This is a genomic window from Snodgrassella sp. M0351 (genome assembly GCF_016100575.1).
Taxonomy (GTDB): domain Bacteria; phylum Pseudomonadota; class Gammaproteobacteria; order Burkholderiales; family Neisseriaceae; genus Snodgrassella; species Snodgrassella alvi.
The window spans coordinates 227,756-245,279 of sequence record NZ_JACFSG010000001.1 but is presented as its reverse complement, the minus strand read 5'-3'; the positions used below and the strand labels follow the sequence as shown (position 1 = coordinate 245,279).

General features: G+C 42.8%; 20 protein-coding genes. 12 read left to right on the top strand and 8 right to left on the bottom strand.

What is annotated here, in order from left to right; translation table 11 throughout:
• Positions 1-64 precede the first annotated feature (64 nt).
• Together H3V01_RS01045 and H3V01_RS01040 are read left to right on the top strand one after the other, a co-directional pair.
• A complete protein-coding gene (locus H3V01_RS01045) occupies positions 65-271 on the top strand; it encodes a hypothetical protein (RefSeq protein WP_025330220.1) in 207 nt (68 codons plus the stop codon).
• A gap of 289 nt (positions 272-560) precedes the next feature.
• A complete protein-coding gene (locus tag H3V01_RS01040; protein ID WP_025330219.1) occupies positions 561-812 on the top strand; it encodes a GlsB/YeaQ/YmgE family stress response membrane protein in 252 nt (83 codons plus the stop codon).
• A gap of 54 nt (positions 813-866) precedes the next feature.
• On the opposite strand, the gene H3V01_RS01035 is transcribed toward H3V01_RS01040, so the two are convergent.
• Complete coding sequence (locus H3V01_RS01035) at positions 867-1,484, bottom strand: MlaC/ttg2D family ABC transporter substrate-binding protein (protein ID WP_025330218.1); 618 nt, start codon at positions 1,482-1,484, stop codon at positions 867-869.
• Positions 1,485-1,569: 85 nt separating this feature from the next.
• Entirely contained in the window at positions 1,570-4,197 is a 2,628-nt protein-coding gene (alaS, locus tag H3V01_RS01030) for an alanine--tRNA ligase (protein ID WP_198185729.1), read from the bottom strand.
• 320 nt (positions 4,198-4,517) lie between these two features.
• Here alaS and H3V01_RS01025 point away from each other — a divergent pair, with 320 nt between their 5' ends.
• Positions 4,518-5,681 (top strand): extracellular solute-binding protein, encoded by a 1,164-nt coding sequence (locus H3V01_RS01025; RefSeq protein WP_084565456.1) that lies wholly within the window; start codon positions 4,518-4,520, stop codon positions 5,679-5,681.
• Between the two features lie 91 nt (positions 5,682-5,772).
• On the opposite strand, the gene H3V01_RS01020 is transcribed toward H3V01_RS01025, so the two are convergent.
• Entirely contained in the window at positions 5,773-6,270 is a 498-nt protein-coding gene (locus H3V01_RS01020) for a hypothetical protein (RefSeq protein WP_198185727.1), read from the bottom strand.
• Positions 6,271-6,504: 234 nt separating this feature from the next.
• On the opposite strand from H3V01_RS01020, the gene H3V01_RS01015 reads away from it, so the two are divergent.
• Both H3V01_RS01015 and H3V01_RS01010 read left to right on the top strand, forming a co-directional pair.
• Positions 6,505-7,140 carry a flavin prenyltransferase UbiX gene (locus H3V01_RS01015; protein WP_198185725.1) on the top strand — a complete coding sequence of 212 codons (636 nt, stop codon included), beginning with the start codon at positions 6,505-6,507 and terminating at the stop codon, positions 7,138-7,140.
• Positions 7,141-7,341: 201 nt separating this feature from the next.
• A complete protein-coding gene (locus tag H3V01_RS01010) occupies positions 7,342-7,917 on the top strand; it encodes a hypothetical protein (protein WP_232332568.1) in 576 nt (191 codons plus the stop codon).
• Between the two features lie 18 nt (positions 7,918-7,935).
• On the opposite strand, the gene H3V01_RS01005 is transcribed toward H3V01_RS01010, so the two are convergent.
• Entirely contained in the window at positions 7,936-8,367 is a 432-nt protein-coding gene (locus H3V01_RS01005; RefSeq protein ID WP_157784877.1) for an Lrp/AsnC family transcriptional regulator, read from the bottom strand.
• A gap of 66 nt (positions 8,368-8,433) precedes the next feature.
• Here H3V01_RS01005 and H3V01_RS01000 point away from each other — a divergent pair, with 66 nt between their 5' ends.
• The gene (locus tag H3V01_RS01000; protein ID WP_198185723.1) at positions 8,434-8,979 is read left to right on the top strand and encodes a cysteine hydrolase family protein; all 546 of its coding nucleotides are present in this window, start codon (positions 8,434-8,436) and stop codon (positions 8,977-8,979) included.
• Between the two features lie 313 nt (positions 8,980-9,292).
• Here the strand turns inward: H3V01_RS01000 and H3V01_RS00995 are convergent, their stop codons facing one another.
• Positions 9,293-10,228, bottom strand: a complete 936-nt coding sequence (locus H3V01_RS00995) for a peptidoglycan DD-metalloendopeptidase family protein (RefSeq protein WP_198185722.1) — start codon at positions 10,226-10,228, stop codon at positions 9,293-9,295.
• Between the two features lie 150 nt (positions 10,229-10,378).
• On the bottom strand, positions 10,379-11,257 hold the full coding sequence (rsmI, locus tag H3V01_RS00990; protein ID WP_198185721.1) for a 16S rRNA (cytidine(1402)-2'-O)-methyltransferase: 879 nt from the start codon (positions 11,255-11,257) through the stop codon (positions 10,379-10,381).
• Positions 11,258-11,516: 259 nt separating this feature from the next.
• On the opposite strand from rsmI, the gene H3V01_RS00985 reads away from it, so the two are divergent.
• The 3 genes from H3V01_RS00985 to H3V01_RS00975 all read left to right on the top strand — a co-directional run bounded on the left by H3V01_RS00985 (position 11,517) and on the right by H3V01_RS00975 (position 13,426).
• Entirely contained in the window at positions 11,517-12,104 is a 588-nt protein-coding gene (locus H3V01_RS00985; protein WP_025330207.1) for a D-sedoheptulose-7-phosphate isomerase, read from the top strand.
• 30 nt (positions 12,105-12,134) lie between these two features.
• Positions 12,135-12,761, top strand: coding sequence for a BON domain-containing protein (locus H3V01_RS00980; RefSeq protein ID WP_198185720.1), 627 nt, complete (start codon positions 12,135-12,137; stop codon positions 12,759-12,761).
• A 140-nt stretch (positions 12,762-12,901) separates the two neighbouring features.
• On the top strand, positions 12,902-13,426 hold the full coding sequence (locus tag H3V01_RS00975; protein ID WP_025330205.1) for a hypothetical protein: 525 nt from the start codon (positions 12,902-12,904) through the stop codon (positions 13,424-13,426).
• A 217-nt stretch (positions 13,427-13,643) separates the two neighbouring features.
• Here H3V01_RS00975 and H3V01_RS00970 read toward each other — a convergent pair whose 3' ends face one another.
• Positions 13,644-13,859, bottom strand: coding sequence for a hypothetical protein (locus tag H3V01_RS00970; protein WP_025330204.1), 216 nt, complete (start codon positions 13,857-13,859; stop codon positions 13,644-13,646).
• Positions 13,859-14,398, bottom strand: a complete 540-nt coding sequence (locus H3V01_RS00965; RefSeq protein WP_025330203.1) for a C40 family peptidase — start codon at positions 14,396-14,398, stop codon at positions 13,859-13,861. The genes H3V01_RS00970 and H3V01_RS00965 overlap by 1 nt, the downstream gene beginning before the upstream one ends.
• A 73-nt stretch (positions 14,399-14,471) precedes the next feature.
• Here H3V01_RS00965 and H3V01_RS00960 point away from each other — a divergent pair, with 73 nt between their 5' ends.
• The 3 genes from H3V01_RS00960 to H3V01_RS00950 all read left to right on the top strand — a co-directional run bounded on the left by H3V01_RS00960 (position 14,472) and on the right by H3V01_RS00950 (position 17,426).
• Positions 14,472-16,142, top strand: a complete 1,671-nt coding sequence (locus tag H3V01_RS00960) for an ABC1 kinase family protein (protein ID WP_198185719.1) — start codon at positions 14,472-14,474, stop codon at positions 16,140-16,142.
• A 244-nt stretch (positions 16,143-16,386) separates the two neighbouring features.
• Positions 16,387-16,815 carry a 6-carboxytetrahydropterin synthase QueD gene (queD, locus tag H3V01_RS00955; protein ID WP_037393608.1) on the top strand — a complete coding sequence of 143 codons (429 nt, stop codon included), beginning with the start codon at positions 16,387-16,389 and terminating at the stop codon, positions 16,813-16,815.
• Entirely contained in the window at positions 16,812-17,426 is a 615-nt protein-coding gene (locus H3V01_RS00950; protein WP_198185718.1) for a 7-carboxy-7-deazaguanine synthase QueE, read from the top strand. Before queD ends, H3V01_RS00950 begins: the two co-directional genes overlap by 4 nt.
• Positions 17,427-17,524: the final 98 nt, after the last annotated feature.

The window sequence follows — 17,524 nt, the reverse complement described above, 5'->3', positions numbered from 1 at the left end:
AAAAATAACAATTTGGCGTTTAAATTTAAAATATTTTGATAATTCATTTTGAAAGGAAACAAAAATGAAAAAATTAGTTTCTTCCGCTTTACTGGCTGCTTCTTTAGCTATGACTGCAGGTTTCGCTATGGCTAATAGTAACAACGATGATACTGATGTTCGTCATTTCAGCGAATCTACTGCTCAAAATGGCCAGAACACTCATGTTTCTGACTCTACACCAGAAAATACTCCTTTCCGTACTGTTAATACCTATGCTGGTAACCACTAACAGTCTGGCAATAAAAAAAGCATAACTTATTGTTATGCTTTTTTTACTTATCTATTTTCATGCAAAATACTATTCTCTCAGAGAGTAAACTTAGAATTATCCTACACTTTTTTTCACACTGCTTAAATCTTCCGTCAGTTGTTCTTGTGTTTATCTTTAAAATATAACTTACTGATTACATATATTTATTTAAAAAATCATAATTAATATTGATTTTACTTAATAACTCAACTTTTATTATAGCCACAGGATTAAGATAAAGCTTCCTTATTCTCAGGAGTACAACATCATGGGGTTACTCTGGACAATTATAGTTGGCTTTATCATTGGTTTAATTGCCAAACTAATCTATCCGGGCAAACAGCAACTTGGCATAGTGATCACCACTTTACTCGGTATCGGCGGCTCATTACTGGCCGGATATGTTGGTCAGGCATTTGGCTGGTACCATGCAGGTGAAAAAGCCGGTTTAATAGCTTCGATTATTTTTGCCTGCATTATTCTGTTTATTTACGGCAAAATTAAAAACAGACAGATATAATGAAACGGTGATGGATATTCAATCCATCACCGTTTTTTTGCTCAAATAAATGCATTATTTATTGATCTGCACTTTACCCAAACCTTTATCACGTAACTGAGCAATAGTTGCATCAATACCCTGTTTCTGAATCAATTGATCAAACTGACTGCGGTATACCGTTACCAGACTGGTACCGTTGACCCGGAAATTATAAATTTTAAAGACACCATTAGCATAATACATCTGATAACCCACCGTGTAGTGCTTATTACCAGCACTAACAATTTCGGTAAATGTTTCCAGCCGGTTATTACCCTGATTCACTACCTTAGGTATAACCTTCACAGATGCATTACTGGCACCCATCAATGCTGAATGTGCATAAATGCGCACAATCATATTCTTAAAGGCCGCACTGAAATCCTGTCTTTGCTGTGCAGTAAACTGTCGCCATTGCATACCTACAGCCAAAGCTGAAATACGCTCATAATCCAGATACTGATCTGCATAACGTTCTATCTGACTAATACGCTGTTGTTCATTCAGGCTTTTGTCACGAGCCACTGATAACACCATATCCACATTTTGCTGTAACTGTTGTTGTGCCAGCTGTTCCTGCGTTGCAGCGAACGAACATACTGCAACCATCAGCATCCAGCCTGCCAAACAAGCTTTTACATACCTCTGCATTGTATTCTCCTGTGAATAAGCAAAAAAAACGGCTTATGTTTTTTTATCATCCATAAACCGCTTGCTGTTTTCATTTACTAAGTCTTTATCCTAATTTGGAAGCTAACCAGTCAGTTACACTGGCGAGCGCCGGTTCTAATGCAGCTATATCCTGACCGCCGGCTTGTGCCAGTTCGGGACGACCGCCACCCTTACCACCAACCTGACCGGCAACATAATTAACCAGCTCACCAGCCTTGATTGTTTTAGTTAATGCTTTTGATACTCCTGCTATGATGGCAATTTTACCATCATTTACTGCTGCCAGCAGAACGATAATATTATCACCCTGTGCAATTAAATCAGCAGCAATATCTCTCAGAGCACTGCTTTCTGCCTCAATTTGTCCCAGCACCAGACGAGCTGTACCAATAGTTCTGGCCTGAGCCAGCAAAGCGGTACCTGCCTGTCTGGCCAGTTCACTTCTGGCTTCAGTTAATGCCTTTTCCAACTGCTTGGTTTGAGTATGTATTGCCTGAAGTTTAGGCAGCAAATCTTCAGCAGTCTGTGCTTTTACTTCGGCAACCGCCGCCTTAAGCAGCTCTTCCTGCTGCTGAACAAACTGTAAAGCATTCAATCCGGTCACAGCTTCAATACGCCGTACTCCGGCAGCAATACCACTTTCAGAAATAATTTTGAAAAGACCAATATCTCCAGTCCGTGCAACATGGGTACCGCCGCATAATTCGGTAGAAAATTCGCCCATGCTCAGTACACGTACCTCGTCACCGTATTTTTCTCCGAACAGCGCCATCGCACCGGCAGCAATGGCTTCATCAAAGCTCATATTCTGCGCACATACAGGAACATTAGCCACAATTGCCTGATTTACCCGACGTTCAACTTCGGTCAGTTGTGCAGCGGTAACCGGCTGTGGATGTGAAAAGTCAAAGCGGGTGCGCTCAGCATTAACCAGAGAACCTTTCTGCTCAACGTGTGTACCCAATACTTCACGCAAGGCGCGATGCATCAGGTGAGTGGCACTGTGATTACGCATACTGGCTTCGCGCAGTACACTATCTACCTGAGCGGTAACAGCATCACCCACTTTCAGACTGCCGGACAGCATTTCGCCAAACTGACCAAATACTTTAGCTTTGATTTTTTGCGTATCTTCCACCTGAAAGCGGTTTTCACCGGCAAAAATATAGCCAATATCACCAGTCTGGCCACCAGACTCTGCATAAAACGGTGTAAAGTCAATCACGACCACACCTGATTCACCAGCATTTAACTGCTCAACAGCTTCACCATTCTGATACAAAGCCAGAACTTTGCTTTCATTCTGGCGTTGCTGATAGCCGGTAAATTCTGTGTCAGCACCTTCATAGGTAAGCTGAGTATTGGCTTTAAAATTCTGCGCTGCACGGGCACGGGCACGCTGAGCAGCCATTTCACGCTCAAACCCTTCTTCATCCAGACTAATATTACGCTCACGCGCAATATCAGCGGTTAAATCATATGGAAAGCCATAAGTATCATATAGTTTGAAAATTACCTCACCAGCCAGTGTCTGGCCGCCATCCTGCAAGGCACTTTCCAGCAGAGTCATTCCGGTTTCCAGTGTTTGCGCAAAACGGCTTTCTTCCTGTTTCAGTACATCACTTATTTGTATCTGTTTTTCAACCAGCTCAGGATAGGCAGAGCCCATTTCCTGCACCAGATCCGTTACCAGCAAATGGAAAAATGCCTGTTTACAACCCAGTTTATAACCATGGCGTACAGCCCGGCGGATAATACGCCGCAATACATAGCCACGCCCCTCATTGCTGGGTAATACACCATCAGCAATTAAAAACGCACAAGAGCGGATATGGTCGGCAATGACTTTCAGACTCGGTACATCCTGACTATACGGAATGCCTACAACACGGGCTACTGCATGCAGCAAATTGACAAACAGATCGATTTCATAATTACTGTGTACATGCTGCAATACAGCCGACACCCGCTCCAGTCCCATCCCTGTATCAACTGATGGCTTAGGAAGCGGATTCATAGTACCGTTTTCATCCCGGTTATACTGCATGAACACACAGTTCCAGATTTCTATAAAACGGTCACCATCTTCTTCAGCACTGCCCGGAGGCCCGCCCCAGATATGTTCGCCATGATCATAAAAAATTTCCGAACAAGGGCCGCACGGACCGGTATCGCCCATTTGCCAGAAATTATCAGAAGCATAGCGTGCGCCTTTATTGTCACCTATACGGATAATTTTTTCCGGTGGCAGACCAATCTCGTTTAACCAGATATCATAAGCTTCATCATCATCTGCATAAACAGTTGCCAGCAGTTTTTCCTGTGGCAGATTCAGCCAGTCCTTACTGGTGAGAAATTCCCAGGCAAAATGCAGGGCATCACGCTTAAAATAATCGCCAAAGCTGAAATTGCCCAGCATTTCGAAAAATGTATGATGGCGCGCGGTATAACCGACGTTTTCCAGATCATTGTGTTTACCACCGGCACGCACACATTTTTGTGCTGTTGTCGCACGGCTGTACGGGCGCTTGTCAAAACCCAGAAACACATCTTTAAACTGATTCATACCTGCATTGGTAAACAACAGGGTTTTATCATCCTGCGGAGGTACAAGTGAAGATGAAGGTACAACCTGATGACCCTTACTTGCAAAAAATTGAAGAAATTTAGAACGTAATTCTGCTGTTTTCATGGTAGTTTCAATAAGACGGGTGATTAATCGTATTCAGGCAGTCTGTATAAAACACAGACTGCCTGAACATAGATATAAAAACAGGACACTGGTTAGTCCACCTCAACCATCACCCTTGTTAAAATCATCCGCTTATCTTACCGCAGTTTTACGCATAATCCTACCTGAACAGACGAAAATCCATGCCAAAATGACAATTCCGACAACACTAATGCCTTATGCGGTATAGTTACCCCCATACGAACAGATTGAAGTTACAAAGGTGGTAATAACACATAACCATGCCAGCCAGCCTTGGCACATCTTTGAAAAGGACGGACATGAAAAACACAGCCTGTCTGGGTTTATCCGGTTTGATTTTATGTATTCTGACTGCATGCAGCGGTTCACACGACAATGCCGGTCCTCAACCGGCTTCTGCTGTAGCGGCCAGCAAACCTGGTAGTTTGAGCGACACCAAGACACTTAAAATATTTAACTGGTCAGACTATGTTGACCCGAAAACTATTGGTGAATTTGAAAAAAAATATGGCATTAAAGTCACTTACAATTTTTATGACAGTGACGAAACACTGGAAAGCAAAATTCTGACCGGACAGTCCGGCTATGATATTGTCGGGCCGTCCAACTCATTTGTCGGACGCCAGATTAAAGCCGGAGCATACCAGCCACTGGACAAAAATCAGTTGCCTAACTGGAAATACATTAACCCGAAATTACTGGATTTATTAAAAGACGTAGATCCAGATAATCAGTATGCAGTTCCCAACTACTGGGGTATGAATACCATTGCAATCAATATTGAAAAAGTGAATGCGGCACTCGGTACTACACCAATGCCGGAAAATAGCTGGGATTTGGTTTTTAATCCTGAGTATACCGACAAACTAAAAAACTGTGGCATCAGTTACATGGATAGTCCGGTAGAGATGATTCCGCTGGCGTTGCATTATGCCGGCAAAGATCCGAACAGCCAGAGCAAAGATGATATAGATATTGCTGCCAATGTTATCAAAGTGAACCGCAGCAATGTATTGCGCTATTCGTCTTCTGGTTACATCGACGATCTGGCACGCGGGGATGTTTGTGTAGCCATCGGTTTTGGCGGTGATTTGAACATTGCCAAACGACGCCGGCTGGATGCAACCGGTAAAAAAGATATCGTGGTACTGGTTCCGACTCAGGGGGTTTCTCTCTGGATAGATACATTAACTATCCCGAAAGATGCAACCAATCTCAAAAATGCCTATCGCTACCTGAACTGGATACTGGAACCGCAAATAGCCGCCAGAAACGCCAATTATGTTAGTTACGCACCTTCAAGCATGCCGGCAAAAGAACTGATAAAAAAAGAATATCGCGAAGATAACAGTATTTTTCCGTCAGATGAGGTTCTGGCTAACAGTTACCTGGTATTACCGGCAAAATCGGATACCCTGAAATACGAATTGCGATTATGGCAAAATCTTAAAGCAGGAAAATAAATTTCCGGCTAAACCTCATGTTTGCAAAAAGCCCCTCCTTTGAGAGGGGCTTGATATATTCTACTTTATGCAAATCAAAAACTGATGCCATTTAGCGGCACAGCTCAGGAAATTTTTTCCACGCTTCCGACAAAGTCATACCATTAGAATATAGATTAACTATACTTTGCGACATACCTGCTTTAACTACGTCTATCTGTAAACCTTCTGTCTGTGTGAAAGGATTTACCAGTGCCAGTGTCTGAGTGCCATTAGGATAGGAGCTGATTTTGTAAAATTCCTGCGGCAGTTTAAACCGTGACTGAAATTTTTCATGCAGACACTTACTCACTTCTGTCACCGACCGTTCAATACGCAGGCTGACTTCAGGTGGTGCGGTACGTTCAGGTTTCATTACAGGTAAGTTTTTTGACGATACCGCACAGCGAACATTATTGGTACCATAAGGCTGATTAGATTGCAATAAAGCCATTGCCATCGCTCTCGAATCACATTCACGCTCTTCAGCAACAGGAGGAGGAACCTGAGCACAGCCGGCCAGAATACTGACACAAAAACAGGGCCACCATAATATTTTTTTCCACAACATGCTTATCATTCCATGATCAGTATTAATATTTGTATTTAGTTATTCAGAAATTTAAGTTTTTTGCCAGCCTGCCATTTTCCGCAGAGCTTGATTAATTAATCACAATTACAGAAAATAAAACTTCAACTGGCTAATAATGGTTTTCATCTGAATATAGCTGTCATATGCCAAATGTTATATTGAAAACAAAATAGCTATAATAACAGGCATATTTGAATATACACTAGTTTTATTATGATTTTTCCCTCTGCTCATTCTGTCAAAACCGTTACACTGGCTCTTACCGGAGCATCGGGTATGCCTTATGCCAAACGTCTGCTGGGCTGCCTGTTACAGGCTGATATAAGGGTCTGGTTACTGTATTCACAGGCTGCCCAGATAGTCGCACAACAGGAAATCAACTGGCATTTACCTGCAAATGCTAAACAGTGTAATGCCGCATTGTGTGCAGAATACGGCGCAGACTCATCCATGCTTACTGTATTTGGCCGCGATGAATGGTTTGCACCTCCGGCCTCCGGTTCCAATCCTGCTGATGCAATGATTATCTGTCCGGCCAGCATGGGTTGTGTTGCTGCCATTGCAGCCGGTACTTCCGACCATTTACTTGAACGGGCAGCTGATGTATCGATTAAAGAAAATCGTCCGCTGATCATCGTACCGCGGGAAACGCCTTTATCAGCCATTCATTTGGAAAATCTGCTTAAACTGTCGCGTTTGGGTGTATGCATTCTACCCCCGGTATCCGGTTTTTATCAGCACCCGCATACTATTCAGGATATGGTGGATTTTGTAGTAGGACGTATTTTGGATCAGCTGCATATACCTCATCAGTTGATTACACGCTGGGGTGAAGAAAATAATTCTTGACACATGTTTCAATAAGGTTTAAGGTTTAGTAATGAAAAACGCAACCACTTTCTCTTTTGCTTATTATTGGTACCACACCTCGGTGCGGTGCTTTTTTGCGTTTATATAATATCTAATAAGCAAAATAAAAAAGTGAACCGCCCGGCCAAACCGAGGCGGTTTTTTGTTGCTACAAACGCCTCATACAGAAAGGCATTACAAATGAATCGACAACTACTGGAGAATAAAATGTCCGCATTACCGCTAAATCAGATACGGCAATCAGAATCACCTGTGGCTCAGCTTCAACGCTGGTACATGATTGTTGACGGCAATCAGCACCGCTCTGACCTATGTCAGCTACAGCCACAATTCCAGACTGCATTTATGCTTAGTGAAGCTCTGATTCCTCAGCTTCGCCTGATAGCAATGTTAATTGCTGCACAGCGTCTGGGCTTTGAACAACCTACTCCTGATATTATCAGTGATGAGGCAGATTGGTTTGCCGCACGTATTCTGGTAATGGGTGTAAGAATTTTTCATCTGGATATTACCCTGATACCCATGCTGAAAACAGCAAACAGCCGTGCACGCAGCTTCGCCCAAAAGCATAATCTGCCGTTTACTCCCGCACAAATGCGCATGAGCCTGCATGCCGGACGGCCGGAACAAATGCTGATTATTGAAACTGAAACTCAGTGCGAAGAAGATCTGGGGCTGGTAGAAAATAGTTTATATTTTGCTCACAATCTGTGTCTGAAAGAACATACCATTATGGCCGCATGTCTTACTCAATAAGCTTACGCAGATATCAGATTAAATCAGTCTGCGTAATTTATGGCTTACTTTATAACGTGCGTAAACTGTTATCTGTTGTAAAAACGGTTCCAGCTGCTCGGCAGTAAAATTTGCATGAATATAATAGCAACCATCACCCGTAATTTTATACAGAGCCTGTACCTCAGCAAAGGTACTCACCAAATGCTCGAATTCAGCAAACCGGCTGTTATTCATATAAATAAAAATAAATTGTTCCGATATCAAGTGTTCAGTCAGTGTAAAACGTTCTATCACGCCGGTCTCAAGCAGGTTCTGTACCCTTAGCCCCACTGCCTGTCCGCTAAGAAATACTTTCTCACCAATCTCTTTCCACGACAAACGACTATTATTTTTTAATAAATCCAGAATTGCTCTGTCTTTTTTATCCATAGTTTCATCCTGAAAATAAATAGAATATATCTTTTTCATCAGCCTATTCTGTCGAAAACAGATAAGGCGCATAATTAAATTATTAAAACCAACAGGATATAACTAATGAAACAAGCACTCATTATAATTGATGTACAAAATGATTATTTTTCAGAAGGTAAAATGGAACTGTACCAGCCACAACTGGCACTGGAAAAAATATTGAAGGTTCGTGAGTATTTCCGCAATCAGCAGCTGCCCGTGTATTACATCCAGCATATTAATAATAAACCGGGAGCTACTTTTTTTCAGCCTGACAGCCGTGGTGCAGAATTACATCATCAATTACTGCCGATTGCAGACACGAATGAATTTATAATTCATAAAAGCTATCCCAATAGCTTCTTACAAACAACCCTGCATGAACACCTTCAACAACAAAAGATAGAGCAACTGGTTATCTGTGGCATGATGACACACATGTGTGTCGACTCTACCACTCGTCAGGCAGTTGAATTCGGTTATCAGCCAATTGTTATTGCAGATGCATGCGCAACACTGAGTCTGGAGTTCAATAGCACCATCATTAGCGCGACAAATGTACAAAACAGTTTTTTAGCCGCATTGAATTATCTTGCTACTGTACAATCTGCTGAACAGTTCCTCAGTTAATACTTTTAATAGTATAAATTTTACTTGAATCGCAATTCAGTCAGCAGTTTACATAAATTTTTAGAAATACGCCTGTAAACCTTATCCGCTTGCAGAATAAAGGAGTGCATTTCTAATGCTGAATTTAACTTTTTATCAAATTTATCAATTTTATCCAGCAACCATTATTAATTTTTTCAATCGGGTTTAGTTTATTTCTAACTATATAAGTTAATTTATTTTGCATAAAAACAGCACTTACTCTCTGAATTTATTTATCCAGTGAATAAGTGCTTTTATTGACAACTAACACATTCAGTTAGTCGTCTGATACTCACATTGGCAGAAAACGGCTGGGATCCTGTGGCTGACCATTTTCACGCAATTCAAAATGCAGCTGAGTGCGTTTAGCATCAGTATTACCCATAGTAGCAATCTGCTGGCCACGTTTGACCTGCTGACCTTCTTTTACCAGAATATTCTGGTTGTTACCATAGGCGGTCAGATATGTCTGATTATGCTGTACGATAATCAGATTACCATAGCCACGCAAACCATTACCGGCATACACTACTTTACCAGAAGCAGCTGCCAGAATAGGCTGCCCAGCATTACCACCATAATCAATACCTTTACTGCTGCCGCCATAACTCTGCAGAATATTACCGGCGGTCGGACGCTGCCATTCAATTCCGCTTACATTGCGGACGCCTCCAACACTCACTGTTTTACTGGTTGATACAGTACTTGTACTGGTTGGTGTAGTTGTCGTGGTTGTACTGGTAGTAGTAGTAACATTTGCTGTTTGTACAGGAGCAGTCACAGTAGTAGTTGTGTTTGTGCTACCTGCCGGCGCCACATAGCCGGCTGGCTTCACGCGCAGAACCTGCCCTACCTTAATATTATTCTCTATTATATTATTCCATGAACGCAGATTATCCTGAGTAATCTGATAACGTTTGGAAATGTTATATACCGTATCTCCGCGCTGTACCGTATGCGTTGCTGCATTAATATCAACCGGAGAGTAATTGCCCACATAACCAGTAGAGGTACCTGCAGCAGCAGGTGTATAAGCCGGAGCTGTATTTGCCGGTGGCGTATAAGGAGCAGCACCATATGGATTGTCGGCAGTGGTAGCAGTAGTACCTGTAGTTACATCACTGCTACCCGTTTCTGTCGGTGCTGCCGGCTGTTTGAAAAGAGTACAGGCACTTAATGCCAGTACCAGCAAGCACCAGCCGGAACGATTCACACTTTTTTTCAACATAACGGTTTACCTTAAATCATTGCAATATTCAGGGGGTGCCAGCGCAACAGCGGCGGCAATAGCCAATTCAGACAGTATCATAAACAATGACCAGCATTGTGTAAAATAGCATCGGGCATAAATTATTTTAACATGTCCTAATGATTGTGTTTATTCTGATAACTTTTTAGCATTAATTGCCCAATCATATAAAGCTTTTCGGTTTTCACCACTAATCTGCGCAGCCAGTACAGCAGCCTGCTTGGTTGGCAGTTCCTGCACTAAAATCTGCATAATATTAATAGCTTCAGCAGACAGCTCGGTATTTTTTTCTACTGGTGCCGGATGAAGTATCAGTACCATCTCACCACGTTTCTGATTAGCATCTACCTGTACAATCGACTGAATTTCAGAAACTGTGCCGCATAGATAGGTTTCATGAGTTTTACTGATTTCACGCGCCAGCATCAGAGTACGTTGCGGATAAAGTAAAACCATTTGTGCCAGTGTATCTGTAATTCTGTGAGGCGTTTCAAACATAATTACCGGATAAGATACTTCTTTCCATAACTGTAGCTTTTGATGACGTTCACCACTTTTTGCCGGTAAAAATCCCGCAAAATAAAAATCTGACTGAGTAACTCCCGCAACACTCAAAGCTGTCATTACTGCACTCGGGCCTGCTACCGGTAATACCTGATAACCGGCCGCACGTACCCGTGTTACCAGCCGTGCACCAGGATCACACACTGCCGGCGTACCGGCATCAGAAACCTGCGCCACTACCTGACCGGCAGCCAGAGCAGCAATAACGCGCTCTGCCATACTTTGTTCGTTCTGTTCACGCACACTGATTAATCGTGCAGAAACACAGTATGCACGCAGTAATTGCTGTGTTACGCGTGTATCTTCTGCACAAATTAAATCTGCCCGAGATAATACTGCCAATGCATGAAAACTCAGATCTGCCAGATTACCAATCGGAGTAGCCACTACATAAAGGGTTTGCGGTACAATGCTGGCAACAGCTTTCTGGTAATGGGCTTGCATTTATAAATCCGTAATCTGATTAAACTTTATCATCAGGCATTAAACTGAAAACTCAGTACATAAGCCTGAAACTGTTACTATACCACGTAGTGATAATGTTTCAGAGTTTACAGTTAACAATTGCACGGGTTATAAACCGTATAATAGCGCCGTTTCAGAAGTCACGCAGCCTGAAACCTGCACAGGGGTATTTACGCGTAACATATTGTAAATACCAAGCATATTGCCTGCTCCCGCCTTAATTAACAAATTAATTTATATGACAGAATCCATCTCCGTCCATCAACATTTTGCCGATAGTGCCCAGCTTCTGAACGAGTGTGCAGACTTACTGGCTGAACCAATTGCCGAAGTTGCTCAGGGAATACTGATGGCCTTGATGAGTGATGGCAAACTGCTTATTGCCGGTAATGGTGCATATGCATCACTGGCAAACACGCTGGCCGCCTATATGGTGACCCGATTACAACAGGAACGCATGGCACTGGCCGCCTTATCACTGTGCAATAATCCTTCTGTACTCAGTATATTAACCGACAGCGGTCCTAACGATATGTTTGCCAAGCAAATTCACGCACTTGGCAAACAGCATGATATGCTCTGTGTACTATCGGCAGATGGTCAGAATATCAATCTGGTTAGTGCGATTAAAACCGCGCATGAACGTGATATGCGAGTGCTGGCGATTACCGGCGGAAGCGGTGGTGAAGTTGCCGGATTATTGCGCGATGACGATCTCTGGCTTAATGTACCCGGCGACCATCCGTTACGTGTACTTGAGGCACATCAGGTAACTATTCATGCTTTGTGCGCACAGATTGACCAATTATTGCTAGGTGGTATATAACCTGCAACAACCAATTTACAGGTGTATTTCATGAAAAAATATCTTTCTGCTCTGGCATTGGGACTTTGCCTGACCACTACCCTGACCGGCTGTCCGGCTGTTCTGGTAGGTGGTGCCACTGTTGGTACGCTTTCAGTTATCGACCGACGTACTACTGGCGCACAGGCAGATGACAAAATAATGGAAGTTCGGATTCATGATGGTGCTATCTCATACCTGAATAGTCAGTCACAGGAAAGTAAATTCCAGCCTACACTGTCCGTTATCAGCTACAACCGGCAGATATTACTGCTTGGCTTAGTAGCCAGTGAAAATGATAAAAATCTGGTAGAGCGCGTTGCCCGTGCCCAGCCTGCGGCACAAAAAATCTATAACTACATTGATATCGCCACTCAGAATCGTAAATTAAGTCATGTTACAGATGATACCTGGGTTACCTCAAAAATACGTTCCAATCTGCTAAATACCAAAGGCGTATCGGCAAATCACGTCAAAGTAGTTACTTATAATGGCGTCACCTATGTAATGGGTATTCTGACACCAGATGAACAACAGGCCGCTACAACGGCCATCAGTACAACGTCTGGTGTTCAGAAAGTTATTACTTTGTATCAAACCTTTGAAAATACTCCGAAGAGTACACCGGCCAATCCCTGATAACCGACATTCTGCTGCGATACAACCATATAGACCAAACTTATCGAAGCAGTAAATTGCCAGTATCTGATTAGCGTAAACAAAATTTTGCGTATAATAACGATATTATACACAACGATATCCCTGAAGGATTACCTATCATGAGCACTAAACCTACCGCACCGGAAACAAAAAACAAAAAAAAAGCGGTTAAAACTGGTCTGAGTACATTCACCAAAATTCTACTGACTTTATTTCTGATTCTGGCCATATTTGTTGTCTGGTTTGTTTTTCACGCATGGCAAGTTCTGAATTCAACCTCTGAAACCACAGAGTTCGCCTCGCAGGCAAGCTTTGAAGTACTGACCCCGACCGGTGCACCGGTAACAGGCAGTAATGTTCCAACACCAGTATTTTCACCCAATCCTGCTATAGCTGCTTCAGAGAGTACAGAACCTGATACTGCTTCCGAACCTGCTCTACCTGCTACTACCGGCAGAGCTAATACTAGAGACAGAGCCACCCCGGAAAATACACAAGAAATTCGGCCTATTACGCCCACAAATGTACCCGCTGCCACTAATAGAGAAAATAACTCTGAAACTCCTGTTAATACCGCTCCGACAACAAAACCAAAACCCGCAGCAAACGGGAATAACGGCAAACCGCTGGATAATCTGTTTTAAACCAATATTCACAGCAACAATAACGCCCATCCTGATGATGGGCGTTATTTATGGCCAACTGGTGACCCTGACAAAATTTCATAGTTGTATTTAATCATTTTAAAGGCAGCAGAAAACCATAGCTATGTACACAATAAATTAGCATACATAACCAAATATTCAGAACTCCGATAGATAAAGTTCGATGAGTGCTTAAGCAGTACACACTATCAATGCATTATTGATAGGGGTTCTCCACTGCGTTCATCAGTTCGCTCAGATAAGCGCGTAACTGCTTTTCCTGACACCCCATCAGTAATCCGTCTTCAAAAGCTTCCTGTGCCAGCTCATAGATCTCCTGCATATTTTGCTGCATCACCTTAATTTTTTCAGTGCAAGAGACCACATTACCCGCATCATCTACCCACTTCGGCATCGGTGGTAAAGGTTTCATCAGTGTTTCACCCTGCGCGCAGTCACAAAAGCACGAGACCAATAACCCTGTTCAATACTGGTAATTTCAATATTCTTACCCGTACGCGGCGCATGGATCATCCGGCCATTACCGATATACATACCAACATGGGAAATTCCACCACCACCCGGACTAAAAAATACCAGATCCCCCGGCTGCAAACTGGTTCGGCTGACTGCTTCACCTACCGTAGCCATCTGCCGTGAACTGCGCGGCAAAGTAACACCCATACTGCGCCGAAAGATATATTGCATAAAACCACTGCAATCCAGTCCGCTTGTGGGGGAATTTCCGCCAAAATGATAGGCAACACCAAGCAGTCCCATTGCGTTCATAATCAGGTCACTGGCGTCATCACCTGTACGCACAGCTGGTGTAGCAGTTCGGTCACGAATCAAACGCTCCAGCGCTGCATTATCCAGACCTTCATCCGGTGCCGCCATTACCGGCGAAATCAGAATGAAATTGGCACACAAGCATACCGTTGCCGTCTTCATTAATGTTTTTATCCACTTCATGCCAACATTATTCCATCAGTTCATCAAACAATTCTGCTATCCTGTAAATAGCAATTGTTCGGGACATCATCATATGTACTCACCCAGCTCATCCCATATCAGCGATTGGGCGCGTATGCGCGAAATTATCACCATTCTGGCCAAACACGGTCTGGGTGAATTTCTTGTTCGTATCAAATTACCAAGACGCTGGTACAAACACTCCGACCCATCAGGCCAGAATCACCAGCACTACCTGAGCACACCAAAACGAGTGCGGCTCGCCTTTGAAGAGCTCGGACCAACATTCATCAAACTCGGACAAATATTGGCTACCCGTACCGATGTCTTCGGAGAAGAATGGACAGAGGAATTTGCCCATCTGCAAAACAACACACATCCTCTTCCGATTCCAGACATCAGAAATATTATTCAGGCTCAGCTTAACCAGCCACTGGAAAGCATTTTCAGTAATATAGAAGCTCAGCCTGTCGGCAGCGCATCCATAGCACAGGTTCACCGCGCCACACTTATCAGCGGAGAACAGGTCGCCATTAAAGTTAAACGCCCGGGTATTGAGTCAACCGTAGCAGCTGATCTGCGTATTCTTAACCACATAGCTCAATTGCTTGAATCGGAAATACCCGAATCCAGACGTTACTATCCGGTACAAATGGTGCAATATTTTGCCCGTTCACTCGAAAAAGAAACAGATTTGTCTGCCGAACGTCGCAATATGCAACATTTTTCCCGTCTTTACAACCATCAGCAGCAAATCCATATACCACAAACTTATGCGGCATATTCTAACCGGCAAATATTAGTACAAGAATATATTGACGATACTTTACTTAAAAATCTTGATTTCACCGGCTGGGACAAGCAGCAGCGAAAAAAACTTGCAGCCACACTGGTCGATACCATTCTTGATATGATATTACAGCATGGTTTATTTCACGCAGACCCGCATCCGGGTAATATTTTAGTACGAAATGATGGACGAATCACCTTAATTGATTTCGGACTTGTCGGCCGGCTAAGCCAGCAACGCCATCAGGAAATCATCACTCTGATTCATGCACTGCTGGAACACGACCAGTTTGCACTGCAATATGTTCTGTCCAACTGGGCGCAGGGAGAAATTATTAACGAAGACCAGCTCGGAACAGATGTATTGGAAATGCTGAATAATTATGAGCAGCTCAATAGTAAAGAACTGCGTATCAGTCAGATAATTAACGATATTACCCATATTATCCGTGAACATGGTCTCACCCTGCCTGCGGATCTGATTATCCTGTTCAAATGCCTGATTACCCTTGATGGCGTGATAAAAAAAATAGACGGCGACTTTGAACTGTTAAATCATGCACGAAACACCATCAAAAACGTACTGCGCAATCGCTTTAATATCCAGACAATCTGGCGCCACAATAAAATACAGTTACATCTTTTAGCTCAGGTAATAGATACACTACCCCAAAATCTATTACGTCTAAGTAAACGCATCCGGCACGGACAGCTCCCTGTTAACCTGAACATTCAGCACATCGATAAATTTAATAACCAGCTGGATAAAGTTGTTAATCGCCTGACAATGGGAATTGTTACAGCGGCACTTATCATTGGCTCATCTATTGTTATGAGTATTAATTCCGGCCCGAAAATATTCGGCCTGTCGTTTTTCGGACTGATTGGCTATTTACTGGCATTCAGCAACAGCCTCTGGGTAATCTGGTCAATCTGGCGCTCAGGTCGACACTGAATCAACACCGCAGTTACTCAGTTACCCTTGTAAAAAAACAGCTGATACCATTAAAATATATACTTGAAGTAATAGAAATCCTTTCACACAGCAAATGTGTTATTGAAAACTGAATAACCACGTAGTTCGCAATCCATCCCACGAAAAAAAACTAGGAGCCTTGCTACACATGTATCAACTGTATTCTGCAATATCATCTTCTCTTAATGACAAATCTTTCTTCTTTGGCTTTTAGACAGAAAATATGTTTAAAATCGCCAAAGAATTCCAGTTTGATGCCTGCCATATGCTAGACGGGCATCAGGGCAAATGTCATAACCTGCACGGACACACCTATCGCCTGATTGTCGAAGTAAGCGACCAGCTACATCAGCAAGGATCCAGCAAAGAAATGGTTATGGATTTTTCCGACATCAAAAATATCATTAACCAGCATATTATCAGCCAGCTGGATCATGCCTATCTGTATGATGAAACCAATAGCAATGAATGTAAAATCGCAGCCCTCCTTCGCCAAATGGAGCGAAAAGTATTTGCCTTTCCCTGTCGCACTACTGCTGAAAGCATGAGCCGGTTTATCTTCAACAAGCTTACAGCTCATCTGCCAGTATCCAAAATTACCCTATGGGAAACCCCTACTTCCTATTGCGAATATCAGAATACCAGCTCATGATCCAGTTTAATATTGTCGAAATCTTCGAATCCCTGCAGGGCGAAGGCTACAATACCGGTATGCCTGCTATTTTCATCCGTCTGGCAGCCTGTAACCTCAAATGCCCATGGTGCGATACTGACTTCATGAGTTACCAAAGTATGAGTCTGGAGCACATTCTCAATACCGTCAGTCAGTTTCAGAGTAAAAACATAATCATTACCGGCGGCGAACCTACTATCAACAAAAAACTGCCCCTACTTTTACACGCACTTAAACAGGAAAATTATTATCTTGCTATCGAAAGCAATGGTTTGGGCAAAGTAGACCCGCTTATCGACTATATAGCCCTGAGCCCGAAATTTTATTATCGTCACCAATATCCGTTTCCACTACAGCGCCAGGCTGACGAAGTACGCATCGTAGTTGAAAACCATCCGGATTTTCTTACCTTCTGCCAGAACATAGAACAACATATTCAGGCCAGACACTATTTTCTTTCGCCCTGCGAACAAAACAACCAGTTCAATATGCTTACTACATTACAATATCTCGGCAGACTGAATCAAAACCGCCATAATAATAAATGGTTGCTAAGCATTCAGACACACAAACTGGCCAATATAGAATAATATTTCTGCTCATCTATGTATTCTGCCGGCGATTCAAAATCCTTGAAAAAATCCAAATCAGCCTAATATTATTAAAAATATATTTAAAAATAAAAATC